Annotated in this window: 26 protein-coding genes; 7 read left to right on the top strand and 19 right to left on the bottom strand. The window is 38.0% G+C overall.

From position 1 onward, the window contains the following. Positions 1-3 precede the first annotated feature (3 nt). Positions 4-1,713: a PucR family transcriptional regulator gene (locus tag FS608_RS23440; RefSeq protein WP_144554974.1), complete on the top strand. Its 1,710-nt coding sequence runs from the start codon at positions 4-6 to the stop codon at positions 1,711-1,713. A 72-nt stretch (positions 1,714-1,785) separates the two neighbouring features. On the opposite strand, the gene FS608_RS23435 is transcribed toward FS608_RS23440, so the two are convergent. Further along, complete coding sequence (locus FS608_RS23435) at positions 1,786-2,658, bottom strand: alpha/beta hydrolase (RefSeq protein WP_144554973.1); 873 nt, start codon at positions 2,656-2,658, stop codon at positions 1,786-1,788. Between the two features lie 295 nt (positions 2,659-2,953). Further along, positions 2,954-3,916: an alpha/beta hydrolase gene (locus tag FS608_RS23430; RefSeq protein WP_144554972.1), complete on the bottom strand. Its 963-nt coding sequence runs from the start codon at positions 3,914-3,916 to the stop codon at positions 2,954-2,956. A 188-nt stretch (positions 3,917-4,104) separates the two neighbouring features. Between FS608_RS23430 and FS608_RS23425 the strand changes: the two genes are divergently transcribed. Then, positions 4,105-4,887, top strand: a complete 783-nt coding sequence (locus tag FS608_RS23425; protein WP_144554971.1) for a GNAT family N-acetyltransferase — start codon at positions 4,105-4,107, stop codon at positions 4,885-4,887. Between the two features lie 59 nt (positions 4,888-4,946). Beyond that, positions 4,947-5,114, top strand: a complete 168-nt coding sequence (locus tag FS608_RS30525) for a hypothetical protein (RefSeq protein ID WP_186328874.1) — start codon at positions 4,947-4,949, stop codon at positions 5,112-5,114. Between the two features lie 46 nt (positions 5,115-5,160). Here FS608_RS30525 and FS608_RS23420 read toward each other — a convergent pair whose 3' ends face one another. The 3 genes from FS608_RS23420 to FS608_RS23410 form a co-directional block, all read right to left on the bottom strand. Further along, positions 5,161-5,595 (bottom strand): SRPBCC family protein, encoded by a 435-nt coding sequence (locus tag FS608_RS23420; protein WP_144554970.1) that lies wholly within the window; start codon positions 5,593-5,595, stop codon positions 5,161-5,163. A gap of 2 nt (positions 5,596-5,597) precedes the next feature. Then, the gene (locus FS608_RS30915; RefSeq protein ID WP_144554969.1) at positions 5,598-5,924 is read right to left on the bottom strand and encodes a hypothetical protein; all 327 of its coding nucleotides are present in this window, start codon (positions 5,922-5,924) and stop codon (positions 5,598-5,600) included. Between the two features lie 198 nt (positions 5,925-6,122). Next, a complete protein-coding gene (locus tag FS608_RS23410; protein WP_144554968.1) occupies positions 6,123-6,593 on the bottom strand; it encodes a hypothetical protein in 471 nt (156 codons plus the stop codon). Between the two features lie 270 nt (positions 6,594-6,863). Between FS608_RS23410 and FS608_RS23405 the strand changes: the two genes are divergently transcribed. After that, positions 6,864-7,946, top strand: coding sequence for a branched-chain amino acid aminotransferase (locus tag FS608_RS23405; protein WP_144554967.1), 1,083 nt, complete (start codon positions 6,864-6,866; stop codon positions 7,944-7,946). A 151-nt stretch (positions 7,947-8,097) separates the two neighbouring features. After that, positions 8,098-10,131 (top strand): Na+/H+ antiporter, encoded by a 2,034-nt coding sequence (locus FS608_RS23400; protein WP_144554966.1) that lies wholly within the window; start codon positions 8,098-8,100, stop codon positions 10,129-10,131. A gap of 263 nt (positions 10,132-10,394) precedes the next feature. Here FS608_RS23400 and FS608_RS23395 read toward each other — a convergent pair whose 3' ends face one another. Genes FS608_RS23395 through FS608_RS23375 form a run of 5 tightly spaced genes read right to left on the bottom strand, consistent with a single transcriptional unit; the run spans position 10,395 to position 15,830 of the window. Next, on the bottom strand, positions 10,395-10,742 hold the full coding sequence (locus tag FS608_RS23395) for an alcohol dehydrogenase catalytic domain-containing protein (RefSeq protein ID WP_260871789.1): 348 nt from the start codon (positions 10,740-10,742) through the stop codon (positions 10,395-10,397). Further along, the gene (locus FS608_RS23390) at positions 10,717-12,027 is read right to left on the bottom strand and encodes an MFS transporter (RefSeq protein WP_144554965.1); all 1,311 of its coding nucleotides are present in this window, start codon (positions 12,025-12,027) and stop codon (positions 10,717-10,719) included. Before FS608_RS23390 ends, FS608_RS23395 begins: the two co-directional genes overlap by 26 nt. A 15-nt stretch (positions 12,028-12,042) precedes the next feature. Further along, positions 12,043-13,473: an FGGY-family carbohydrate kinase gene (locus FS608_RS23385; RefSeq protein ID WP_144554964.1), complete on the bottom strand. Its 1,431-nt coding sequence runs from the start codon at positions 13,471-13,473 to the stop codon at positions 12,043-12,045. A 14-nt stretch (positions 13,474-13,487) separates the two neighbouring features. Further along, positions 13,488-14,999 (bottom strand): FAD-binding oxidoreductase, encoded by a 1,512-nt coding sequence (locus FS608_RS23380; protein WP_144554963.1) that lies wholly within the window; start codon positions 14,997-14,999, stop codon positions 13,488-13,490. Between the two features lie 36 nt (positions 15,000-15,035). Continuing rightward, positions 15,036-15,830 (bottom strand): SDR family oxidoreductase, encoded by a 795-nt coding sequence (locus FS608_RS23375; RefSeq protein ID WP_197032301.1) that lies wholly within the window; start codon positions 15,828-15,830, stop codon positions 15,036-15,038. 116 nt (positions 15,831-15,946) lie between these two features. Between FS608_RS23375 and FS608_RS23370 the strand changes: the two genes are divergently transcribed. After that, on the top strand, positions 15,947-16,726 hold the full coding sequence (locus FS608_RS23370) for a MurR/RpiR family transcriptional regulator (protein ID WP_144554962.1): 780 nt from the start codon (positions 15,947-15,949) through the stop codon (positions 16,724-16,726). A 57-nt stretch (positions 16,727-16,783) separates the two neighbouring features. Here FS608_RS23370 and FS608_RS23365 read toward each other — a convergent pair whose 3' ends face one another. The 3 genes from FS608_RS23365 to FS608_RS23355 form a co-directional block, all read right to left on the bottom strand. Beyond that, the gene (locus FS608_RS23365; protein ID WP_260871788.1) at positions 16,784-17,467 is read right to left on the bottom strand and encodes a zinc-binding dehydrogenase; all 684 of its coding nucleotides are present in this window, start codon (positions 17,465-17,467) and stop codon (positions 16,784-16,786) included. Positions 17,468-17,847: 380 nt separating this feature from the next. Then, a complete protein-coding gene (locus FS608_RS23360; protein WP_144554961.1) occupies positions 17,848-18,153 on the bottom strand; it encodes an ArsR/SmtB family transcription factor in 306 nt (101 codons plus the stop codon). A 33-nt stretch (positions 18,154-18,186) separates the two neighbouring features. Further along, positions 18,187-18,954 carry an SDR family NAD(P)-dependent oxidoreductase gene (locus FS608_RS23355; RefSeq protein ID WP_313958732.1) on the bottom strand — a complete coding sequence of 256 codons (768 nt, stop codon included), beginning with the start codon at positions 18,952-18,954 and terminating at the stop codon, positions 18,187-18,189. 257 nt (positions 18,955-19,211) lie between these two features. Between FS608_RS23355 and ilvA the strand changes: the two genes are divergently transcribed. Continuing rightward, positions 19,212-20,384 carry a threonine ammonia-lyase gene (ilvA, locus tag FS608_RS23350; RefSeq protein WP_144555029.1) on the top strand — a complete coding sequence of 391 codons (1,173 nt, stop codon included), beginning with the start codon at positions 19,212-19,214 and terminating at the stop codon, positions 20,382-20,384. Between the two features lie 40 nt (positions 20,385-20,424). Here ilvA and FS608_RS23345 read toward each other — a convergent pair whose 3' ends face one another. The 6 genes from FS608_RS23345 to FS608_RS23320 all read right to left on the bottom strand — a co-directional run bounded on the left by FS608_RS23345 (position 20,425) and on the right by FS608_RS23320 (position 25,065). Further along, complete coding sequence (locus tag FS608_RS23345; RefSeq protein ID WP_144554960.1) at positions 20,425-21,240, bottom strand: sugar nucleotide-binding protein; 816 nt, start codon at positions 21,238-21,240, stop codon at positions 20,425-20,427. A gap of 73 nt (positions 21,241-21,313) precedes the next feature. Continuing rightward, positions 21,314-21,652, bottom strand: coding sequence for a zinc ribbon domain-containing protein YjdM (locus FS608_RS23340; RefSeq protein WP_144554959.1), 339 nt, complete (start codon positions 21,650-21,652; stop codon positions 21,314-21,316). A 66-nt stretch (positions 21,653-21,718) separates the two neighbouring features. After that, a complete protein-coding gene (locus tag FS608_RS23335; protein WP_144554958.1) occupies positions 21,719-22,618 on the bottom strand; it encodes a GNAT family N-acetyltransferase in 900 nt (299 codons plus the stop codon). A 148-nt stretch (positions 22,619-22,766) separates the two neighbouring features. Beyond that, positions 22,767-23,315, bottom strand: a complete 549-nt coding sequence (hxlB, locus tag FS608_RS23330) for a 6-phospho-3-hexuloisomerase (protein WP_144554957.1) — start codon at positions 23,313-23,315, stop codon at positions 22,767-22,769. Next, positions 23,309-23,953 (bottom strand): 3-hexulose-6-phosphate synthase, encoded by a 645-nt coding sequence (gene hxlA, locus FS608_RS23325; protein WP_144554956.1) that lies wholly within the window; start codon positions 23,951-23,953, stop codon positions 23,309-23,311. Before hxlA ends, hxlB begins: the two co-directional genes overlap by 7 nt. Positions 23,954-24,087: 134 nt before the next feature. Beyond that, a complete protein-coding gene (locus FS608_RS23320; protein ID WP_144554955.1) occupies positions 24,088-25,065 on the bottom strand; it encodes a LacI family DNA-binding transcriptional regulator in 978 nt (325 codons plus the stop codon). Between the last annotated feature and the right edge of the window lie 249 nt (positions 25,066-25,314).

Below are 25,314 nucleotides of genomic sequence, written 5' to 3'. Positions count from 1 at the left end.
ACCTTGCTGACCGTTAAGGATTTATTTGAAATACAAGCGATTGATGGCTTAAAGATAGTTGCTGGGGAAAAAGGAATTGATAATGAAATTTCAATTGTAAATATCATTGAAAATCCCGAGGCATTTGACTGGCTTTCACCTAATGAACTCCTTTTATCAACGGGTTATATTTTTAAAGATAATGAGGATTTACAAATTAGAATACTTAACGAGCTTTCAGCTATTAATTGCGCTGGTCTCGTTGTTAAAATGAAACGATACTTCGAAAAGCTCCCACAGAAAATGATCGATTATGCAAACGAATTGGGTTTTCCACTGATTGAGTTGCCTTTTGAATATACCTTATCAAAGGTTATTTCTATTATTAATGAGAAAGCATCTGGACGTTATGATTTATTAAATAGAAAAACCCTAGACATGCATAACTTATTTTTTCGAATTACACTGGAGGGCGGAGGGATTGAAAGGATTTCTTCCATGTTATCGGGCTCTATTAATAATCCAATTATTTTCGTTGACCCGGATTGGAAGTTGCTTCACTACACAGAACATCTAAATAATAAGGTACCTCTTTCATACTGCTTCAATCTTGTTAAAAATCGACCTATTTTCAATAAAGAGTTTATTCAGTCTGTTCCTAAAGAGATAAGTGAAATGAAAAAAAGTATTCAACGCACTTATTACTTAGAAAAAATGGAAATAAAATGCCGCATCCTTCCTATCGCAGTTTCAAATAATATTTATGGATATATTGTTGTATGGCAGACTGTTCAAGATTTAACGGAGTTTGACTTTATTATTTTAGAGCAGGCTTCAACTATAATGGCACTGGAACGTATAAAAGCAAAGGAGATCGAAGAGGTAAAGTTAAAAATCAAACAGGATTTCTTTGATGATTTGCTGACTGGAAAAATAACATCCGTCGAAACTATTCACACCTTTAGTGAAATGCATGGATTAAATCCGAGTTATAGTTACTACTGTATAGTCATTAATTTAGAATCAAAGGAAGATGACAGTTATGATGATATGGTTGCAAGGAGGGTTCGGTTGGAGAACAAATCCAGAAAATGCGTGGACATAGTCTATAATCTTTCGAACTATTCAAACGCTGAGGTCACATGCTTCCATAGAAACAATCGTATCATTATAATGATTGGAAAAAATGACAATAAACCTTCTCTTTCGGTAAATGAGATAAAACAATACGGGATTAAAATTTATAATGTACTTGAAACGGAAATAAATAATACAACTTTCTTAGTTGGAATTGGCCGTCAGTACGAAACCATTCATTCCCTTCATAAGAGCTTTTCTGAAGCCAATGAATCTATTCGGCTTATGGAGAAATTTAATATACGAGGGGGAGTATCTCATTATGAGGATCATTCCATCTATCACTTTTTGGACAGTAATATCAAAGATTCAGAATTAGAAGAGTTTTTCAAGAAAAGCCTTGGGAAAATCTATGAGCATGATCATTTACATGGGACAAGTTATATCATTACGCTAGAGAACTATTTTATTAATAACCTTAATATTAGTGAAACAGCAAAGGCGATGTTTTTACACCGAAATACGCTTATTTACAGAATCGAGAAAATTAAGGAAATCTTAAATACTGATTTAAAAAACTCAGAGGAATTACTGCAAATACAATTAGCTTTAAAAATATTTAGACTCTTAAATAAAAAACTTCCTATCAATTCTTAAAATAGATGGGTCCCGTTCTCTATGAACCATGGGACCCATCTATTTTTCGTGGGACAAGAAGTCGATAAGACCTTATTCCGATAAATGGTATTGAAGGAATTCAATCACTTGTTTAAATGCACCTTGGACAACCGGATTATCAAAATCCTTATCAAATACATGCTCTCCATTTGGAATTGTGATTAACCTGGTTTCAACCTTTTCTTTTATTAGTGATCCTCTCATAAATACCGATTGTTCATATGGAACATCCTCATCCTTTGTCCCGTGTAACAGTAAGGTTGGTGGATAATCCCTAGTAATATTTTGCTTTGGACAAAACTTTAAGAGTGCATCCTTATGTAATTTTGGATTTATCCCCGTAATCTCTTGGATCCATATCCCTTGTTGTCGAGCATACACATAATAGAGAAACCTCTGTTCAATCGATGCCTCTGTAATCACTTGGTCGGAGATAAGCCTTCTAGCAATATTTTTAGTGACATGGTCCTTTTGTAAATAAAAACTGCTGGGATTTGTTGCCCAATTCCCAATGATATCTCCATAGCCATAAAAAGAGACAATTGCACGTGGTTTGTGTGTAAATGAACCCGTACAAAGCGCCAAAAAACCACCTGCAGAGCTACCAACAACAGCAATTCTTTTCGGATCAATGGAAAATTCATTCGGTCCTTCTGATATTAGCCACTGTAATGCATCTTGAACATCATCCAGAATGTCCGGCAATTTTGTCTCAGGAGCTAGCCTATAGTCGATAGAAAACAAAGCAAATCCATTATCATTATAGAATTTTATCATCTCATCACTTATTTCTTCTCTTGTCCCCCAAACAAGCCCACCACCATGAATATAAACTATAACCGGTGCATGATCATTGCTATTTCCATAAAAATCAGCCTTTATCGAAAAACATTCATTACTCTTATATATAACTGTTTTCTTCATTTCAACACTACACGTCCTTCTTGTAAGTAAAATCGAATTGCTAAATTGTAGATTTTTTTCTAGTCTAATAAAATCCAAACGGTAAGCCATTATCTTAAATTGGAATAATCCCTACTCTAAATTTACGACAAATTTTACGTTTTATAAATTGTACAACATGCCTAATAAACACCCTATATTTTTGGTCTGGGTAAACAATAAGGTTATTAGAGTTTCCTAAAGTAAGAAAATGGAACAAAAAAGGCAGACAGTGGTACTGTCCGCCTTTTTTGTTTACTTTTAGTGAAACTAAGTTTTACCCATTTTTCACAGTAATCTTTCGGTGCAATACATGCTTTACTGCACTAACATATTCGGCAACGGCCCGTTGACTGATAGCCGCGTTAGGAGTAAGTCCTTCAAATCCATGGTAACATCCAGGATAAAGGTGGAATTCCACATCAACACCAGCCTGGCTAAGCTTTGTAACATAGGTAAGTGTCTCATCACGGAATGGATCTAATTGCCCTACACAAGTATAGGTATACGGAAGTCCCGTCAGATCGGTTGCTCGAGCCGGGGCTGCATACTCTGAAACATTTTCTGTGCGATTTTCCCCATTGAGGTACATGGACCAGCCTTTTTCATTGAGGTCATGGTTCCAAATCATATTTCCGGTTATTTCTAAACTTGATGGTGTATTATTTTGATCATCAATCATCGGATACAACGGCATTTGGAAACATAATTTAGGGCCATTTCGATCGCGAGCCAATAACGCTAGGGCTGCAGTTAACCCTCCGCCTGCACTAGCCCCTGCTGCCCCAATCCGGGACGAATCAATGCCTAATTCATTCGCATTTTCAGACATCCATTGTAGGGCTGCATAGCAATCTTCCAAGCCTGCTGGATATGGATCCTCTGGAGCTAAACGATAATCAACCGAAACCACCACACAATTCGCATCAATGACAAATTGCTGACACAAGACATCATTATCCTCTGGCGTTCCGAGGACATATCCTCCACCGTGAATCCACAAGAGACCTGGTAACCTCTCATCTTTTTCCTTTGGTTCATAAATTCGTACCCTAACTTCAAGGTTAGCCTCTGGACCTGGAATCATCCGGTCATAAATAGCAACATGCTCATCTATTGGTATTTCGAGAGAATGTGCTGCCTCCGCCATAAACTGTCTAAATTCCTTCAGGTTGTCCAAATCAAGCGGTGGAAATAATTCGAGCGTCTCTCTCAATTCAGGATCAATTCTATTTTTCATCGATATTCCCCTTTACTAGTAATCTTATTTTAGAAACTTCAACAATAATTTATACGCTTACAAAATACGGGATATGACTTATTTGGACAACATTCAGTTATTCAGGTATTAAAACTTAAGGATACTTTATAAAACACTTGAAATTTTCCAATTATTTAGTTACCTTTTGAAAATAAGGGGGAATTGCCGTGATTAGAAAACTTACGGACCAAGACCATCAACGGGTTCTTGCTTTTTTAAGTGATGAACCATCTATGAATCTATTTATTATCGGGGATATTGAGGCATTCGGTTATTCTTCGGAGTCTCAAGAACTCTGGGCTGAGTTTGATGAACAGAACATGATTATTGCTGTACTTCTTAGGTTCCATCAATCTTTTATACCTTATGCAAAAGAAGATTTCGATACGAGCGGTTTTGTATCGATTATGAAGAACTATAGCCAGCCTATCCTCTTATCCGGAAAATCAGAAATCGTAGCGAAATTTGAGCCATATGATGAGCTCCAGCTTGGTAAAAAGCAAGTGACTTATTTTGCTGAATGCCGTACGGATGAATGCCTGTCTCCTGATAATGTCGTATATAAAAAGGCTAGCATCGAGGATGTAGATCAAATTTTAGAACTCCGCAAATCTATTGAAGAATTTTATGTCAGAGATGATGCCCGGGACGTATTGATACAATCCATTGAGGCGAATACATCTAGAACCTATTTTACAGAAGATAATGGTATCATGACTGCGTGTGTATCAACTGCAGCTGAAAACTCAATGTCAGCAATGATTGTCGGAGTGTGCACCAGAAAAGAATATCGCCGAAAAGGGCTCGCCACTTCTATTATGAAAAAGGTGGTTCAGGATGTCCTAAATGAGGGCAAAACACTTTGCCTTTTTTATGATAACCCTGAGGCCGGCCGAATTTACAAACGGCTTGGATTTAAGGATATTGGAATGTGGTCCATGCATCGCTGATTTGTGAATAATTCCCCCCATACTACGCATACTACACTGTAGGTTTAGGGGGTGAGAATATGCCAAATCAACAAAACAACCAACAAAAAGGGAAAACCAATCCAAATCAACAAGGGTCGGGGTCTCAGTATCACCAAGAGCATGCGAGTAATGTTCCAGACTATGGTGCAAACACGGTTGACCCCAATGCTTTTACTAATGCAGTTGAAAACAATGAACAGTCATGATTTCTGCTTAGACGCCCATTTGTGGCGTTTTTTTTTCGGCATACTATTAGGACTCAAGAATTTGTTTAATATTTTTTAAATCTTTCATGTTTGCTCGTTTCATCATCGGAGCCATAAATGGTGCAAATACTTTTGAAAAACCGGTTGGATTCCCTTTATTCCTTAACGTCATCCTTGTACGATTTCCCTCGATAGATTCCCAAGTATAGATGGTCTCCATAGGAAACGGGCCCTGAGCTGTTTTCATAACTAGCTTTTTTTCTGATATAAATTCAGTTATCTCATAGATATAGGCAAGTTCCCTTCCAAGAAAATGGGCTTTAAAAGCCACTCTTGTACCCAACTTCAATGGTTTTTCCGTTTGCCATTCGGCGGATTGAATATTTACATACCATTCCGGGGCGTTGTCAGGATTAGCTGCATAGTTTGATACTTCTCCCACCGGTCGCTCGATTATTATTTCTGTAAAAACATCTACCATTATTACCCTCCACTATCTGAATTGATTGGCGTACGCTTTAATTTTTCAAAAGTGCCTTTTAAATAAAGAAAGACAAGCAAATAAATACATAGAGTCACGAGATAAATCGGAAAAGAATACGAAAACTTCCAGCCCTTGTACGTGAATACATGTAACTTAAAGCTAAGGACCTCAACTACTAATGAAATGAATGCCCATGCTACTATGTACCAAAATACCCCGAACCCTTTTACCCTCCATTTATCATAAAAATAAACAAAGGTATATCCGAAGGGCGGGTAAAGAAACCAAGTAATAAAATCGAACCATTCATATTTTTCTACATCCATTTATATCATATAGATCAAATTTGGTTTCAGCTAATATATGATCAATGACTTGAGCATATGTCATGCTAAAAAGAAGCATAAGAAGGGTAATAGAAAGCGGAAATCGCTTTGGAAGACTTAGCATAAATGTATAAGTAACTGCTATGGAAATCGTTATAAACCATTCGTTGGTATCGAAATCTTCTGGTAATACTAACATTATTGTTTCAACTCTTTCAATACTAATTTTCGAAACAAAAGGTGACTTCCAAAACTAATTAGCCAAATGATGACCCATTGTACAATATCCTTCTGCCAATTCCAGTTCACATAGTTTACGGCATTTACTATTTTCGTTAAACTTTCCAGCCCCGCAATCAACAAGATTGTAAAAAGCGAAAGTCCAATTTTCACTGACTTATGATGCGTGGAATATAGGCGGTCGATATTCCATGCTAACACAAGAGGATATAATACAAGAAAAGTCAGATAAAATGTTACAATTCCTGCAAGCTTATCTGATAATTTAATACTTTTAAGGTTTAACATAACAATATCCATCACATTGCTATCAAGATATATGACAAGGATCATAATCAAAGCTAATTCGAGTGTGTTCAAATTTTTAGGCATGACCGCAAAATATATGATCACAAGTGAACATATTGTTGAAAAAATCACCAATGACATCTGTGTATCTTCCTTTATCCTTTTGTCCTGTCTAGGTATTAATTTCTAGTTTCTTCATCTTTCTAGTTAATTATGTTAATATCCTAAAAACATAAAGACATTGGTTCCTTATTTTTAGAATTATTTGATTTTTTTATTCTAGAGAATGGCAGTAGGTGCTGCTTAAGTGGTATAGTTAGATAATAAAGTTACTTTCAATTTAAAATTTCTATAATACAAAAGCCTACTAATCAACAAGATAAAGTAGAGAATCGACAAGAGGTGTTAACCATGAAACAAGATATTGCATTTATTCAAAGAGAAGTGTTAAAGGAAAAGCCTGATTTTGCATCACTTGGTTTTGGAAAATATTTTAGTGATTATATGTTTGTTATGGATTATCAACATGAAGTCGGCTGGTATGATCCAAGAATTACTCCTTATGAGCCCTTAACGCTTGAACCGTCCGCGATGGTTTTTCACTATGGACAAGCAATCTTTGAGGGAATGAAAGCCTATAAGACGGCTGATGGCGCAATCCAGCTTTTCCGTCCAGAAAAAAACATGAGACGTTTGAATGAATCATGCGAAAGACTATGCATTCCACAGATTGATGAGGAATTTCTATTAAATGCCATTAAACGATTAATTTTGACTGAAAAAGATTGGGTTCCTGAAGGTGAAGGGACTTCTCTCTACATTCGTCCGTTTATATTCTCAACGGAACCGTATCTTGGCGTCCGCCCTGCGAAACAATATAAATTGCTTGTGATTCTCTCTCCATCTGGAGCTTATTATGGAGACCAATTAAGCCCTGTTAGAATTTATGTAGAAGAACATTATGTTCGTGCTGTTATTGGCGGAGTAGGTCATGTAAAGACTGCTGGAAATTATGCAGCCAGTCTGAAAGCACAGGAAAAAGCAGATGAAAATGGATTTGCCCAAATTCTCTGGCTTGATGCTAAAGAGAATAAGTATGTAGAAGAAGTTGGCAGTATGAATATCTTCTTCAAAATTAATGGCGAAGTGGTCACACCGCGTTTAAACGGAAGTATTTTACCAGGGGTTACCCGCGATTCCGTGATTGAATTACTAAAATATTGGAATATCCCTGTACGAGAAGAGAAAATTTCAATTGAAGAGGTATTTGCAGCACATGCACGCGGCGAGCTTGAAGAAGTGTTTGGTGCAGGAACAGCTGCTGTTATTTCCCCTGTTGGCGAATTAACTTGGAATGACCAAGCGATCACAATAAATGACCGCCAAATCGGTGAACTCTCTCAGCGTATTTATGATGAAGTGACCGGTATCCAACTTGGGAAAAAAGAAGATCCGTTTAACTGGACAGTTAAGATTGAACAGGTAGAAGTTTAAAAAGAATAGTGGGCCGGGCAATCGCCCGGTTCTTTGTTTTGTGGCGAACAGTGCCTTCACTGTTCGCTTATTTTTTTGAATAAGAAATCCCCTCTCTAATGTGTTGAAAAGTATCTTTGTTACACAAAATATTTAAGAGAGGAGACCTGCAATGGAATTTTTTCTACTTATACTTTTATTGCTTGCTGTCATTGGATTATCTAGTTTCATCCATCACTTTTTGCCATACGTCCCAGTACCGCTGGTTCAAATTGCACTCGGGGTGTTACTTGCTTCGCTGCCGTTAGGCATTCATATCCCGATGGAGCCAGAATTGTTTTTTGTGTTGTTTATCGCCCCCCTGCTTTTTCATGATGGAAAAAATGTATCACGGCACGCATTATGGAAATTACGAAAACCAATTCTCTTACTTGCCCTCGGTCTAGTATTTGTTACCGTATTTACGATTGGATATTTAATTTATTGGCTGATTCCGTCGATTCCATTGCCGGCCGCTTTTGCTTTGGCTGCGATTCTTTCTCCGACAGATGTCGTTGCTGTGAGTGCCATTTCGAGCCGGGTGAAGATACCGAAAACGATTATGCATATCCTTGAAGGAGAGGGACTAATGAATGATGCCTCTGGATTGGTTGCATTTAAATTTGCGGTTGCCGCAACGGTAACAGGTGTTTTTTCATTAGCTCAGGCAAGCGGAAGTTTTATAATCATTGCTATTGGCGGTCTAGCTGGCGGTGCACTTCTTTCGATACTAATCATTCAACTGAAAATCTTTATTCGCCGGCTGGGGATGGAGGATGTGACCATCCACATGTTGATCCAACTTCTCACTCCATTCGTGATTTTTTATCTTGTGGAGCATGTTCATCTCTCGGGTATTTTATCTGTCGTTGCGGCAGGTATTGTACATACCATCTACCGGGAGCGCGACCAATCCCCTGCGATGAAATTGCAATTGGTTTCACAAAACACGTGGACGGTACTTATCTATATTTTGAACGGATTGGTGTTCGTCCTATTAGGTCTGCAGATCCCAAGTGTTATCAGTGAAATTTTCAAGGACCCGCTGTTTAATAATTGGGAAGTGAGTAAGTATATTTTCATCGTATCAGTTGCACTTCTCTTCTTGCGCTTTTTATGGATTGGCGCGGCCTGGAAATGGGAGTGGCTCAAAAAGGAAATCGAAATGCCCTCGATGAGAGCTATTGGGATTATCACTATCTCCGGAGTTAGAGGGGCGGTCACCCTAGCTGGAGCATTTACCATTCCATATGTCCTAGCCGACGGATCTCCCTTTCCTCAGCGTTCTTTAATTATTTTTATAGCTGCTGGAGTTATCCTAGTGACGCTCATAACAGCCAGTATCTTCTTGCCCATACTTGCTAGAACGGAAAAAGTGAACGCTAATGAACAACGGAAAGAAATGCTGCGAGAGGCGAAGCTGCGGACGATTGATTCAGCCATTCGTTCGATTTGTGAATTGATGAATGATGAGAATCGTGGAGCAGCGGTCTCGGTTATTGCCTCATACAATCAAATCCGAAATCGACTGAACACTGAAAATAATAAAAACTCCGAGCACTTAAAAATACTCGAAACTGAAATTCGGATGAATGCTTTGGACGCTGAAGCCCTCTACATTGAAACATTAAAAGTAGAGGGGAAAATAGACCGAGAAACTTATTATTTGTCTAATGAACATATTCAGAGGATGAGGCTTGCTGTGACCAATCGGATGCGCTTTAGAAGATTATTTATTGGGACATTGGCTAAAAGAGGTGTATTAAAACTAATTCAATTAATCATGCCGAAAAGCCAGCAACAACTTGAAACCCGCCAGGCACAATTAAAGAAAATGATTCAGTTAAAAATGAATATGGCTAAAGCCGCCATTAAGTCTTTAAATAACCAGATGACACCTGAAAATGAGCATGTGTATTTAGTGATTATCGGAGAATATAGCGAAATGCTCACGAAATTTAAATTAGCAAAAAAGGGTGCCGACTCTGCTCATTACAGAGATTTACAAAGGGAATTGCGTGTAAAGGCTTTCCAGGCTGAAAGAGATGAAATTCAGAATTTGTACGAAGAAGGTGAAATCACCGCCGATATCATCCGGAAAATTCGCAAGCAGATCAATATTCGGGAAGCCTATTGGATGGAAGAAAGCAGTTTGCATTCCCATTAATGGTAAATTTGATAAGGCGGCAGGAAGCATTTCACTGCCGCCTCTTTCCTTGGAAAACAAAAATTTATCCACCTAATCCGGTATAATAATCTCCAACATCCCTTCCTAATTGGTTACCACGATCACCTTGTCAGCATAGAGATATGTTTTCCTCTATAAAGGGTAATTTGTCTTCGAAGCCAATCCGATTAAACACGAGCTTACCAGTTTGAATTTCCCATCTAAATACATTTCTGCAATGATGGGGAAATCACGGAATGGCTTCACATTCCATCTAACAGCGTTCCTTCAAACATTGGCCCAAATGCAGATTCGCATAAGTGAACTTCCCTAGTCACGCAAAATTCACATGTTCCGCAATTTGGAACCCAGGTTAAAGCTACTTTCACGTTGGTGACATTTGCCCCAACCGATTCAACAATTCCTGCTCCCTCATGTCCAAGAATTGTTGGTGTCGGCGTATTCAAGTCATTTAAAGAGTTTAAATCACTGTGGCTCACACCTGTTGCTTTAATTTTCACTAGAACTTCATTCGCTTTTGGCTCACTAAGTTCTACGTGTTGAATGGATAAAGGTTCGCCGATTTCAGGCATTTTTTGCAATGAGTTCATCTGATATAATTGATTTTCTAGCTTCCTTCTTTACTGACATTCTAAAGATTAACGTCATGAAGATAGCGAGGATAGCCGCGCAGGCACAGAAGATGAAGTATCCATTATATCCACCGTTAGGTCCGTATGTTTTAAACAATACAATATTGACGATAGGCATTAAAATATCAGGTGTATAGCCTATAAAGGATACAACTCCAATCGCCAGACCGAGTATCTTTTCATCTACCTTACAATCTCCAAGTAACGACCAGTAAAGACCTCTAATGGTATAAATCATTAAACCTATCATGACGACTTGGATTTTAAAGTAAATGAGAGGCATCGTAATTGGTAAGATTGATATAGCAATTAAAAAAGTGGCAGCTAACCCTAAGGCGATCATGAGGATACTGCTTTTCCCAAATTTATCACCTAAAAATCCGCCTAACAACCCGCCAATCGGCCGCATCCAAAGCATTAATACAGTCACTTCACCTACAGTTGCGGCATCAATTTTGATGTTCGTTTGTAAAAATCCACCCTGATAATATACGGCCCAGGTCACAATATAAGACATAAATATGATGCCGCCTAGCAGCCATATGAACTTATTACTGAATAGTTGTTTGAAATCGTTCACATTAATTTTTTTACTGGTTTCTGCCGCTTTAGAAGAAGATTCTTTTTTAATAGAAGATTTGTCTTCTTTAACAAAAAATAAAATGAGTACGGATACCAAAATAAGCGCAGCAGAGTACATGTAAACCACAAATTGTAACGCTTCTTTCTTATGAACCAATGCTGTACTGTCTCCCAAAACGTTTGTAAAAATAAATAATGCTATACTTGCCAATATGGCCTCTACTAATCCACGGCCACCATCTAAAGCACCAAAAAATCTTCCTTCTTCTTCCTTTTTAGAAATTAACTTTACAAGTTTTAAATGAGCTGCCCAAAAGGTGAATACGGAAAAAAATCCCCAAATACCAAATATCACTAAAACCATTGAATAGCTCGGAACTTGAGCAAACCATAGTCCGGTAAGTCCACAAACCAAAAGTGAAATGAATAAAAGTTTTTTTGCGGAAAATCGATCAGCAAGCCAGCCACTTGGAGAGTATCCCACAAGATAAGCCACACCTAAAACGGAAAAAATGCCATTTAATTGTTTAAGAGTAATTCCGTATACTTCCAAAATCGTTTCTTGATAATTTGTTTTTAAATAGATAAGTGGAAATATCGATCCTGCTGCTAAAACAATGAGGAAAAATTGGAAATACCTTTTATAATTTTTCTCTGCCACAAAATCACTCTTTTCTTAACTAAAAATGGGATAAGATAGTTTTAAAATTTCATCGGTATGAACTCTCACCTTTTTAACGACAGTATCGTTAATGGTATTGTAGAGTACGTGATTATTTTGGTTCGGTATAAACGTTTGTTGAGTTTTAACCATTTTACTTGCAGCCTCATAAAAATCTTTGTAAATCGATAGATGTTGGCAGACACATATAGCAGCTCCTAAACAAGCACTACTGCTGCCTGCACGTCTGTGAACTGGCAATCCAAAAAGATCCGCAATAATTTGCATTATCACATCACTTTTGGAGCCCCCGCCTATTACTACTAAATCATTTAACTGTACGTCTATTTCCTCTAACATATCATCAATATTGTTTTTAATATTAAAAGCAATCGCTTCCAGAATTGAACGGTATATATGGTATTTTGTATGGCGCTGATCAAAACCAATCATGACACCTTTTCGATATGGTATAGATGGTGTCGATAACCAGTCTAAAATGGTAATCAGACCGTCACTGCCGACTGGAACATCTTGTGCTTTCATATTCAAGTATTCCTCTTCCAATACACCTAGTTTTCTTGCTTCTGTAATGAGTTCTTCACCAATCAGCTTTTTAAACCAACTCACGGTCCACATACCACGTCTTATTCCATTTGATTCATAAACATATTTAAATGGAATACATGCAAGCGTTGGAAAGAAATTAAGGGCATTTTCCTTAAATTCATTTCGTAACAGCATGGACGAAATGAATGTTCCAAGCGAGATCATGATGGTACCTTCGTCCTTAATTCCGGAACCCAGCGCCTCTACAGCTTTATCGTTAGCTGTCGCTACTACTGGTATATCATGATGGAAACCAAACTCCTCGACCAATTCTTGTCTCAGCATTCCCAGCTTTTCGCCTGGTTTTACAAGATCAAATACCATGTCTCTTTGCAATCCATTTGCCTCAAATACTTCCTCGTCTTTCGACCAATCCAACGTTTCGCGGTCCAATGGCCAGTGAACTTCATAATTGGAAGCAGTGTCTTTAAATTCCCCTGTCAACCGAAAGCCTAGATAACCAGAGGTAGTCGTCACATACTTTACTTGATCATCAGAATGTACATATGGTTTGTTAAGTCTGGAATCCATCCAGCTTATCACAGGATAAGCTAGATGGCCCTCTTCCTTTAATAAAACACGACAACATCTAATGGTACAAAGTCCAATTCCAGCAATGTCTTTAGGATTGCCAGTAAAATGGGCTAGACAATTTTTAATAGCTCCGTACACACTGTCCCATAAATCATCATCGGGATGGATGACAACCCCTGGCTCAGGTGATAGAGTTTCTCTTAATTGAAAAGATCCGAAAGCAACTTCATTACCTTCAACATCATAAATGGCTACTTTTGTACTTTGCGAGCCATTATCAATCCCCATTACATACCCGCTCATATAATCACCTTTTATTAACCTTTTATATATTTTATGCCCTCTTCTTGAGGGAAGATTGTACCAAAATTCATGATGCCATTAGGGTCAAAAGCTTCTTTTAATTTTTCTAACATATAGTAAGCAGATCCATGCTCTTCTTCTGTCCACTCGGTACGATATTTTCCAATGCCATGGTGATGGCACATGGAACCGCCAAGTTTCAATGTTTCTTCAATAATAATGGAATGGATTGGATGATGATAAATTCTCATTTCATCCTCTGGTGCACAATTAATATTATAGTTATAAACAAAGTACATATTGGTTCCATTTAGGTAACTATGGGATGAGTGTCCACCAAGCATGGTTATGTCTTCAATTCTATCAAACTCTTCCATTACTCTTTTCATTACATTGTGATAAATCTTTGTAATGTTTTCCCAGTCAGCTGATACTTCCGTTGTAAAACCATCATGCTTATGATGATCAACCATTGTTTGGAATTCACGATCAATGTGTCCCTGCGTCCAATTCAAGTTATTAAACCAATTTTCGATTAATTGGTCTTCAACTTTTTCAACGATTCCATCTTGGAATTTAGCAACCGCTTCTTCAATTGCTTCATTCGTTGCCTTAACAATACCAGCTGGCCCTTCTGTCATAAAAATCAACACACATTTGTCTTTATAGAAATGAGAGAAATGTTGTCTTGCATCCTCTTCAGAATAAACACGTGCCACAGATGGTCTAAAGCCGTTTGTAATCACTTCTCTTAAAACTTTAATACCCGTATCAACATCTTTTAATAAATAACCATGGAACACATTGTTTTTAGGATAGTATTTAAAAATTTTCACCGTAACTTCTGTGATATAACATAATGTTCCTTCATTGCCGATGACAATGTGTCGAATATCCGGTCCTCCAGCTCTTCTTGGAACATTTTTGATTCGAGAAATGTGACCGTTTGGAAATACACATTCTAATCCAACAACCATATCTTCAATCGCACCGTATAAAGTGGAGAATTGTCCAATACTTCTTGTTGCCAATAATCCACCAAATTGTGCAACTGGTTTAGACTGTGGAGAGTGACCAGTTGTGTAACCAATTTTACGCAGCTCATCTTCCAATGTTTGTAGTTTTACACCTGCTTGGACAGTTGCTTGCATGTTATATGGATCGATTTTAATGATATTATTCATTCTTGACCCATCGATAACCATAGCGATTTCTTTCCAGTTTTCCAGACCGCCTTCTGTAGCTGTTTTTCCACTACGAGGAATCACATTGATCTTGTTTTCATTACAGAACTGCAGAAGTGCCTGTACTTCTTCTGTAGAGTGTGGATATACTATCGCCATTGGCATTGGGACGTCAAGGACCTTTTTAGCTTTTGCATATTTTTGATATCGGTCAGAAGATGCATCATATAATGCTTCATGATCGGTATTTATTTGTTCGATTGAAATAATTACCTCTAATTCTTTTAACAATTGTTCTTTAATCTTCGTAGTTTCTTCTTTTAATAATTGTTCATTCGCCATCGCAGCATTTCTCCTTTTATCGATTTCTATATTTCGTTATCGTACTAAGTATCCGCCATCAACATTCACGAGAGTTCCATTTACATAATTGGAAGCGTTTGAAGCTAGATATACAACTGTACCCATTAAATCTGAGATATTTCCCCATCTATTGGCAGGAATATGATCTAAAATTCGTTGATTGGCTGCAGGATTCGCTCTAGTCTCTACAGTAACGGCAGTAGCAAAATAGCCAGGTGCAATACCGTTTACTTGAATATTGAATTGAGCTAATTCATCACAATATGCTTTTGTGAAGCCTGCTAAACCGTGTTTCGTTGCCGCATATGCAGGTGACCATTGGCCTCCAAGGTAGGAAAACAAAGAACAAGTATTAATGATTTTCCCGCTTTTTTGTGGAATCATATACTTCGCCACTTCATGAGATAATTCAAACGCTGCAGTTAAATTGATTGAGACCATTTTATCCCATTGAAGTCGAGTAAACTTCGTCACATCTGGTTCATTGATACAAATGCCTGCATTGTTCATGAGGATATCTATTTTTCCAAATGTATTGATACATTCTTCTGCAATTTTTTTACAAGCACCCTCTTGAGTAACGTCTGCAATCATCAAATGGTACCGGACGCCTTCTGCTTCAATCATGTTTTTCGTTTCACCATTGTCATCAGCGATACTGACTGCAAAAATGTCTGCCCCTGCTTTTGCCAGTGCTAAGGCAAAGCCTTGCCCCAATCCTGAATTTCCTCCAGTGATAATGGCTACTTTTCCTTTTAAGCTAAAAAAATTCATTGAGAAATCTTTTATATCAGTTTTATGAGCAGTCATGTTTAACCTTCCTCTTAAATGTTTTTTATTATTTACAACGTTAATTTACTATAAATACCTCCAAATGTAAACGGATTCTTAAGAAAATTTTCTATTTTTTTAAAAAAAAATTCATATTGCGGAAAATTTTCCACTATGGTATACTTTCATTAAGCACTAAAATGAGAAGAGAGGGAAAGACCATAAACATTAATTTAAATAAATTAAATGAGCTGGAGCTTTCGGTTCATAATAAACTTGCTGAAATTATTAAAGAAAAAGATCATTTAAAAATAGTAGAGGCCGCTGAGTATTGTAATGTGTCTTCTTCAAAAGTATCCAAACTTGTAAGAAAACTTGGGTTTGAAAGTTTTAAACAATATAAACAATTTTTTGGCGGTCAGCCAATCATTCAGGAAGACAAAAAAACTTCAAGTGAGCTTGAACGATTAAAACACTTTATAGATAATTTTGACCCCACATTAGTGGATGAGTTTTTAACTCTTTATAAGAAGTACAACAGAATTGTGCTATTTGGATTGGGACCATCCTTTATTTGTGTAGAATACTTTGCTTATAAGCTTGCGCTTGTTTCTGGAAAACATATTTTAGTGAGCCAGGGAGAAGATCATGCGAAGCATTTAGTGGATGAGGACACGCTTTTAATTGTTTTTTCCGTAACCGGCAAATTCGCCTCTTTTGAGAACCTTTTCAACGGAGCAAAGTCTAAAGGGGCTGAAATATTGTTGATTTTGGAGGAATATGACAATTCTCAAACTTTACAAGTAGATAATATATTTTATTTAACCAAATCTGTTCAAAATGGAAAATTGTTACCTTATGAAAAAACTCGAACTGTATTCTTTATTTTTATAGAAGAAATTATTGTAAAATTAATGGAAGAACGAGATGCATAAAAAAAGGATGAATAAAAGAACAGACCGTCTGGCCATGAGACGGTCTGTTTTCTTATTTTATATAGTTAATAGGCTGTCAGACGTATCTGCTAGTTCCTTTTGTTCTTGTGATGAAAACTCAACCACTGTTCTGCCAACGTTGATGCAATTGCAGTCATGGAAGCTGTCGATTGCTTTATTAATGTCATTTAGCTGGATACGATCAAGAACGAGTTCATCCAGCATAAATTTGCCATCAAGATAAAGCTGGGCAATGATAGGGAAGTCGCGATAAGGCTGTGTATCTCCATAAAAGCTGCCCTTTAGTATTTTACCGACGCGATGGAAGCCTCCTGCCGGTAAATTGAGTGCCATAGCTGTGTTGAAAGCTCCCACTACCACAATGGTACCGCCTTTTCTTGTTCCTTTCCAAGCACTTTCTGTCGCTCCTGTATGGCCGGAGCAGTCGATAGCGAAATGAACACCGAATCCGCCTGTCCACTCTTTTAAAGCTTCTTCTGCATTTTGTTCTGCAACATTAACCGTATGAGTAGCCCCGAACTTTTTCGCGATTTCAGGGTTAGCCGGCTTCATATCACTCGCAATAATTTTGGCAGCACCTGCAATATGAGCCCCTTGAATCGCATTGACACCAACCCCACCGATACCAAATACCGCAACGGTAGAACCTGTTTGCAGCGTTAACAGCAGCACCGTCGCTTGGCTGCTAAGGTAAGGAGACGACATAATACCAGGTTCCAAAAACAAAACGCAGATCTTACCTAGCGGAAAACATCGGTGCATTGTCCATGTAGTTGACGAAGGAAGAATAGTCAAGAATCGACGAAGCAGTTCCCATTGGCGCAGCCTTGGCACCCGTTATCCTGAGCCTTCGATGAAAAGTGCAAATCTGTAAGTTTCCGGTAAAACGAGCACATACACAACTCTAAGATGATCATTTTCGCTCGTGGAGTCCGGTCTTTGAAACTGCACATGCGCTGAGTGTGGAATCAAATTCTCTAATTGCAATCACCAAAAATTTCAACCCAAAAACCTCATTTACATATGGCACGGTTCACCCTATCATAAAAAGAAAATTTTAGTAAGGACTCCAACAAGGATAAAATAAAGAAAAGAATGAGCTAAAGAATACACTCACTCTCAACGATATTTATCAGCTGCTTCAATTGTTTTACACCTTGATTTAAAGAAAGTGAATAATAGCGCTGTGTACCTTTTTGTTCAATTTCCACAAGGTGATTGTCGCGCATAATTTTTAAATGATGGGAAATTGCCGGGCGTGATAGGTTCGACTGCTCGGCAATTTCATTAACATTTAACCGCTCATGTTCTGCCAGCAAAAGGATAATATCCTGCCTTGCTGGATCACTAAGTGCGGTAAATAACGGTATACATGCTCTAAATACATCAATAGCTTGCTGTGCCATAAAAAGATTTTCTCCTTTTTCAAAACCTAGTAATTACTTATCCCCTGCGACATACTTGGCAATTTTAGCGGCAATACTTCTTGGCATAAATTTAGCTCCAAGTGCACCTGCCTTATTAAATCCTCCTGTAATAATTACGCGCTTCCCACTCATTAATGCTTTATAACCGCTTTGTGCTACTAGATCTGAAGCCATCGCACGGCTGAACATTTTCGTGCCTTCAACACTTGCAACAGAACCGAAATTTGTTTTCGTTGCACCTGGACAAAGAGTTGTAACAGTAATGGAGCTGCCAGATATCTCCTCAACAAGTGCTTCTGAAAACGAAAGAACAAAAGCTTTCGTTGCATAATACACAGCCATTAGTGGACCAGGTTGGAATGCAGCAGTACTTGCAACATTTAAAATTCTACCGCTATTCCTTTGTTTCATTTTTTGTAAACAGTAATAAGTTAATTCAGTCAGTGCGGATATGTTTAATTGAATCATATTTAATTCTTTTTGGATATCCAGTTCATCAAACTTACCCATTAACCCGAAACCGGCATTATTCACCAGAACATCTATGTCTATTCCTCTACTTTCCATTTCCTCAAAAACTTCCTTAGCAGCACCATGGACACTCAAATCCTTAGGGATGATGGTCACTTCTATATTTTTATAGGATTGCTGGATTTCCTTAAGTCTTTTCTCGTTTCTAGCAACTAGTACGAGATTGTAGCCATCATTGGCAAACAGCTTAACAAACTCATAACCTAAACCGCTTGTTGCCCCTGTAATTAATGCCGTCTTCTTCATCATTTATGATCCTCCAATGTTTATTTAATTCACGTACGTTTAAGTGTTTAAACGCTTAAATGTTCAAATGTTTAAACATATAATAATTAATTACACAACCAAAGTCAACATCGTATTAAACATCAAGAGGCAGGAAGTGTTGGATTTGAACGAAAATTAGACATAGTTTAATTTCTCCAGTACATCCTAAAAAGAAACACCTTGTGCTCGGAGGAGGAAAAAACTTGAACATCGATAATATTATCGTAGCACGCGAGAAAATGAAGGGAATTGTTCACACCACTCCCCTTGATTACTCCAAAACATTTAGTCAGCTCGCTCACAATGAAGTTTATTTAAAGCTTGAAAATCTTCAAAAAACAGGTTCTTTTAAAGTGAGGGGATCCTTTAATAAGCTAAATTCTCTCTCTCAGGAAGAACTTTCAAAAGGAGTAATCGCTGCATCTGCTGGCAACCATGCTCAGGGAGTAGCGTATTCTAGTCATATGCTTGGCGTCCCATGCAAAATTGTGATGCCTAAAGGAGCTCCACTTAGTAAAATCCTAGCTACTAAACAATATGGTGCGGAAGTAATTTTAGAGGGTGCCACATTCGATGACGCTCTCGCCTATGCATTAGAACTAAAAGAGCAAATGGGGGCAACCTTTATTCATGCTTTTGATGATGAAGAGATTATGACAGGGCAAGGAACGGTGGGATTAGAGATTCTTGATCAACTCCCTGAAGTAGAAGCTGTAATTTGCCCTATTGGCGGCGGCGGACTGATTGCTGGTGTCGCTACGGCTATCAAGGAAAAAAATCCTAATATATCTGTATACGGTATTCAAGCACTTGCCTGCCCAAGTATGAAACAGTCCCTGTTTGAACATAAACCCGTTATGGTGGATTCAACCCCGACAATGGCAGATGGAATTGCTGTAAAGAAACCGGGACTGAAACCGTTTGATGTGGTTCAAAAATATGTGGACGATGTATTTTGTGTCGACGAAATGGAAATTGCAAGGACCATGCTAATGCTATTGGAAAGAAATAAGCTGTTAGTAGAGGGTTCGGGTGCCGTCTCACTTGCTTCCTTACTTTATGAAAAAATAAATATAAGGGAGAAAAAAGTGGTGGCTGTGTTAAGCGGTGGGAACGTCGATATGAATTTTATCTCAAGAATTATTGAACGGGGCTTGGTAGAGTCTGGCAGATACGCTAATTTTATAATTACTTTAAAAGACAAACCTGGTGAACTGCAGCGGGTCTTAGGCTCGATTACTGATTTAGATGCCAATGTTCAATCCGTTAATCTTCATCGAATCGGCAAGGATATTTATCCTGGTTATGCTCAGATTGAGATTTCGGTTGAGACTAAAAACCACGATCATATTGATCTATTGCATAAAGCTCTGACTGAGAAAAATTATCATGTAGAAATGGGACATTGTTAGCGTCAACTAGAGCTTGGGCAACCAAGCTCTTCAACATATTTTATATTAGGTAGCCTATAATCTCCTCGTTCGTACATTGTAGAAAACTTGGGACATCCTCACGATTTGAAGTTAATTGAAAATAATAAGTAACATCTTTGTCCTGATAAGATTGATAGCGTAATATGTTCTTTTCACTCGCAAGTTTACTTATGACCTGTTTAAAAAATTGCCCCTGCGTCATACTATCTTTCGTACCTAAGTGAATGACCCCTTTTAGTTGGTTTTTAATTATGAAACGTAGTTGTTTTGCTAACTGAACATCTAAAAGATTGTTACATACCAAATTGTTATATACATCGATTACTTTATTATTTTTGATGCTTTCTTTAATCAATTTGAACCTTGGGGAATTCTTCCCCCATATCGCTGGGATGCGGATTATCATTACTCGTTCATCCAAAATTTCTTTTAGTATATTCTCACATGTAATTTTGAAATTCCCATAATCTGATTCGGCCATCGGTTTATCCGATTCTGTGTGGGGTTTTAATAAATCGCCATCAAATACATTAGTGGTAGAAAAGTAATACACACGGCTTCTAGTATGTTTTATTTCTAGAGCCAATTCTTTATGAAACATCAACTGTTGGTCAAAATCTCCTCTTAGACAAGAAATCACGATTTCAGGTTTAATGGATTGGATAATTTCCTTTAACTTATCGATTTGATGAACTCCCAGTTGGAACTGCTTCTCATCAGGAAGACTAGTTAACGAAGTGGAATAGGTTCCGTATAGATCAAATTCATCTTTAAATTCATTGAGTAAAGCGCTCCCAACAAGCCCGCTTGCACCGAGAATAAGTACTTTTTCCATCACAATTTCCCCCTTGCAAAATAGAAATTTTTTTCTATGTAAAAAGCTAGGCATTCTACCTAGCTCTTTGACTCTACAACTTCTTAACAAATTCAGATTTTAAACTCATCGCTCCAAAACCATCAATCTTACAATCAATATTATGGTCGCCATCCACTAAGCGGATGTTTTTAACTTTTGTACCTGCTTTTAAAACCGAAGAACTCCCTTTTACTTTTAAGTCCTTGATGACAGTAATAGAGTCTCCATCGGTTAATACATTTCCATTGGAATCTTTCACAACTTTTTGCTCTTCCTGTTCCACTTCTGATTCTAAGTTCCATTCATGAGCACATTCTGGGCAAACAAATAGACTTCCATCCTCGTACGTGTATTCTGAATTACATTTTGGGCAGTTCGGTAAATTAGACATCTGTTCTATACCTCCATTCATCCCTGTTATTCTAATACATGCAATGGCTTATAGTCTATAATCCGTTTACCCCTGCAAAATATATTCGTAGCAAGCTACCCCCTCAACTTGCTTAAAACCTTCCTTAATATATAATGACTGCGCCCGTTCATTTTCTCCATTAACCGAGAGGATGGTTTTTTTGTATTTTTTTTCCTTAGCAAACTGAAGGGAAGCTCTTAGGAGTAGTCTGCCAAGCCCTCGTCCCTGAAATTCTGGGAGGATTGCAAGTGGACCGATATTCATAATCGGGGCATTTTCATATTCATCGTCGGCGCCCCTTACGATTCCCACAGGTTTTTCGAAATGATAAAGAATTTTCATGCCGCCTTCTAAGTAATCGTTACCTGCAGCCATTTTGGCCACCATTTCTGGAGTGACAGGTGTTTCATTGCCCTTTAGGTTCGCAAACCCAGCATTGCGTACTTCACTCCAAATCCCTTCATCTTTTCCTGGTGTAAATGATTTCATCCGATAATCCTCCGGTATGTTCAAGTCAGGAACATCGATGTCTTCTCTAACCAGCAAAAAGGCGTATCTCTCCACTGAGAAATCTAACTGCTCCATTACCCCCATCAAGGGTTGATTATTCAAAGGAATAAAAATGTAAAGCTGACTTAGTCCTTCTGTATGCTTTAACAATGCCTGAAGCAGCTTCTTATAAATGATGGGCTTCTCATCTTCGGAATGAAAAATTCGAAAGCGGGCCCGCTGTCCACGACGATTGTATTCATCAATAATCAGCGAAGCCGTCCCGATGATATCACCTTGTTGATCCATCACAATATAAGTCGGATTTTCGGCATTGGGCGTAAATTCCTTTAGATCCTCTTCATACAAAAAAGAATCATCCACCTCATCCCGATGTTTCTTGCAATACTCAATAAAGCCATTAACCCTGTCTGGTTTCAGAACCTCTACCCTCATTTAGACACAACCCCCGATTAAGAATCCATTTTCAACTTATATATTCTTGAAAACCTCCTCGATTCCTTGTTTTTACTCTCTTACAAAAAAAGAGTGCCTGACACCAATTCGGTGAATACCGAATTGGTGTCAGGCACCATTCATTTTCCTATTCTAAATTGCTATGTCGGCCGAATGCTAGTGTGTGGTCTACTTCATTGAGTTTGCTGTAAAGCAAACATAGGGTATCAAATAGAATGTGTGCACATTGGTCGAATAATGAACCAAGCGGCTGGATTGTTTTCAACTCATTCTCGCGGCGATATTTTGTGGCGGCTGGTACATGAAGAATCTGTGTTGCCGCTGCTGCTAATGGCGACTCAGGATTGGTAGTCACAGCCATTACTGAACAGCCTAGTGACCTCGTTTTTTCAGCAGTCCAAGCCACGTTCTTCGTTGTTCCCGAACCGGAAATCGCCACTAATAGATCACTTTCCTCAATAGATGGTGTGATCGTTTCCCCTACAACATATACAGTTGCACCTAAATGCATTAAACGCATCGCAAATGATTTAGCCATTAATCCGGATCGTCCTTCACCGATAACAAAAATCCGCTTTGCTTTTTGCAATTGAACTGCTAACTCTTGAAGCTGGGCCTCTTTCACTTGGCTAAGGACCGTTTCTACTTCTTTTAAAATAGTAGGAATTACTAACATGTCATTTTCTCCTCCGTTTGTAAAATAATTTGTTTAAATTGGTGTGCCGCCTCTGATGGATTTTCCGCTTTCGTAATCGCTGAACCAATAATGACAACCGCAGGATTCAGTGACTCGATGAGATTCTCGATCGAATCTAGCTTAATCCCGCCTGCTGCTGCCACCTGAAACGCTGAGAAATCAATTGTTGACGTTGTTCCTTGATTTTGACTGCCTAATTCCTCTTGTTGGTCCTTACTCACATGCTCGCAAAAAATTGCGTCATTGTATTTCCGTAATGCTTGTTTTTGTTCATCGGACGTATTTAACAGATCAATCATGACCTTTTTTTGATAACGATTGGCTACTTCCATACAAGTATCAATGGTTACTAAAGGAGAAACTCCCATAACGGTCGCAACATCTGCTCCTGCTTCAAAACATAGTTCAAATTCATAGCGGGCATTATCTATTGTTTTAATATCTGCAACAATTTTTTTGTGAGGGAAAGCCTGTTTCATCTCTTTTATACTCGCCGTACCAAATTCTTTAATTAGCGAAGTCCCAACCTCAATCCAATCGATCGAATCCTCCACTTTTTTCGTTAAATCGATTGCTTGAGCTATGTTCATTCGATCCAAAGCCAGTTGAATATTCATAATCAAACTCCTTTATATGGGTTTGTTGATAAATCGGTTTACTAAATCGGTTTATGAAAATATTATACTTCATTTGTAAGCGTTCTTCAATATGTGCCTGAACTCATCATGGTGTCAGGCACCAACAATTCTTTTTACATCATTCTGCTTGGAAAGACAAACACTTCAGGTTGTATATTTTCTTTGTTAATCTGTTCAAATAATAGCTCGGCTGCCTTTTTTCCCATATCCTTTGCTGGTTGAACGATGAAGGAAATCGGCGCCTCTAGCAAATGAGCGAATGGAATATTATCAAATACGACCAACTCAAGTTCTTTTCCAAGCCTAATGCCTTTTTCCTTTAGAAATTCTAGAACCGCTAATAAGACACGATCATTTGCTGCAAAGATGGCTGTTGGCTTAACATCTAAAGAAAAGAGTTGTTCTATTTTGCTTTTCAATTCAGGAATACTTGCTTCAATAATGAAATCTGGATTTACCTCTATATCGGCATCGGTTATTGCCTTTTTATACCCAGTCAATCGATCGATACGGGTACTAACCGTCAGCGGCTGCACAACAAATGCAATATTCTGATGGCCCTTCTCAATCAAATGCTGCACAGCCTTATAAGTAGAATCCGTATTATCGGTAATGATGGAAAACACATCAAGATTCTCTACTTTTCTATCAACAAAAACAACGGGATAGCCCTGTTTGACCATCCGTTTGTATAAATCATTATTTTGCCCTGTCGGAAAAATGATCAAACCATCGACCTGCTTAGCTCTTAACATTTCAATATATTTCTTTTCCTTTTCGGGATCATCATCGGCATTACAGACAATGGCGTGCAAATCATGTTTATGACAAAAATCCTCTATTGCACGACTGATTTCCGTTGAAAAATAATGCGTAATATTGGCGACAATGATTCCCACCATCGAGGTCCGCTTTTGTTTCAAACTTCTTGCGATAAAATTTGGCTGGTAGCCAAGCTCTTCAATCGCTTCTTCAATCTTATGTTTCGTTTTCTCACCCATATATTCAAACCGTTTATTTAAGTATTGAGAAACGGTACTTTTCGATACACCGGCTGCTTTTGCTACGTCGGCCATTGTTACTTTTTCCATGCCTATCTTCCTCTTTCCTCTTGATCACTGACTTCATTTTAGCCGGAAATCTACTAACTTTCCAGTTGGAGTCGAAACGGAGTGTTCTTAGAGAAGAGAACCTCATCACACATGAAAAGTTTCAGTGTGTTTGTTGTAGACAGTACCCCCACTTTCTTGGTGGGTTTTGTCTGTAAGAACCTCTATTGCGGACAGTTCCACCTCTTTCTTGATGGGGTTTGTCCGTAAGAACCTTTATAAATTAGAAAC

It is taken from the genome of Bacillus sp. X1(2014) (genome assembly GCF_007678255.1).
The sequence above is the reverse complement of the archived record's forward strand: the minus strand, read 5'-3'. Positions and strand labels throughout refer to the sequence as shown.

Coding starts and splice junctions, on each gene's coding strand:
- FS608_RS23435 (WP_144554973.1), bottom strand. CDS start 2,658: ATGAAGAAAACAGTTATATATAAGAGTAATGAATGTTTTTCGATAAAG.
- FS608_RS23430 (WP_144554972.1), bottom strand. CDS start 3,916: ATGAAAAATAGAATTGATCCTGAATTGAGAGAGACGCTCGAATTATTT.
- FS608_RS30525 (WP_186328874.1), top strand. CDS start 4,947: ATGCCAAATCAACAAAACAACCAACAAAAAGGGAAAACCAATCCAAAT.
- FS608_RS23420 (WP_144554970.1), bottom strand. CDS start 5,595: ATGGTAGATGTTTTTACAGAAATAATAATCGAGCGACCGGTGGGAGAA.
- FS608_RS30915 (WP_144554969.1), bottom strand. CDS start 5,924: ATGGATGTAGAAAAATATGAATGGTTCGATTTTATTACTTGGTTTCTT.
- FS608_RS23410 (WP_144554968.1), bottom strand. CDS start 6,593: ATGTCATTGGTGATTTTTTCAACAATATGTTCACTTGTGATCATATAT.
- FS608_RS23405 (WP_144554967.1), top strand. CDS start 6,864: ATGAAACAAGATATTGCATTTATTCAAAGAGAAGTGTTAAAGGAAAAG.
- FS608_RS23400 (WP_144554966.1), top strand. CDS start 8,098: ATGGAATTTTTTCTACTTATACTTTTATTGCTTGCTGTCATTGGATTA.
- FS608_RS23395 (WP_260871789.1), bottom strand. CDS start 10,742: ATGAACTCATTGCAAAAAATGCCTGAAATCGGCGAACCTTTATCCATT.
- FS608_RS23385 (WP_144554964.1), bottom strand. CDS start 13,473: ATGAGCGGGTATGTAATGGGGATTGATAATGGCTCGCAAAGTACAAAA.
- FS608_RS23380 (WP_144554963.1), bottom strand. CDS start 14,999: ATGGCGAATGAACAATTATTAAAAGAAGAAACTACGAAGATTAAAGAA.
- FS608_RS23375 (WP_197032301.1), bottom strand. CDS start 15,830: ATGACTGCTCATAAAACTGATATAAAAGATTTCTCAATGAATTTTTTT.
- FS608_RS23360 (WP_144554961.1), bottom strand. CDS start 18,153: ATGGCACAGCAAGCTATTGATGTATTTAGAGCATGTATACCGTTATTT.
- FS608_RS23355 (WP_313958732.1), bottom strand. CDS start 18,954: ATGATGAAGAAGACGGCATTAATTACAGGGGCAACAAGCGGTTTAGGT.
- ilvA (WP_144555029.1), top strand. CDS start 19,212: ATGAAGGGAATTGTTCACACCACTCCCCTTGATTACTCCAAAACATTT.
- FS608_RS23345 (WP_144554960.1), bottom strand. CDS start 21,240: ATGGAAAAAGTACTTATTCTCGGTGCAAGCGGGCTTGTTGGGAGCGCT.
- FS608_RS23340 (WP_144554959.1), bottom strand. CDS start 21,652: ATGTCTAATTTACCGAACTGCCCAAAATGTAATTCAGAATACACGTAC.
- FS608_RS23335 (WP_144554958.1), bottom strand. CDS start 22,618: ATGAGGGTAGAGGTTCTGAAACCAGACAGGGTTAATGGCTTTATTGAG.
- hxlB (WP_144554957.1), bottom strand. CDS start 23,315: ATGTTAGTAATTCCTACTATTTTAAAAGAAGTAGAAACGGTCCTTAGC.
- hxlA (WP_144554956.1), bottom strand. CDS start 23,953: ATGAATATTCAACTGGCTTTGGATCGAATGAACATAGCTCAAGCAATC.
- FS608_RS23320 (WP_144554955.1), bottom strand. CDS start 25,065: ATGGAAAAAGTAACAATGGCCGACGTAGCAAAAGCAGCCGGTGTATCG.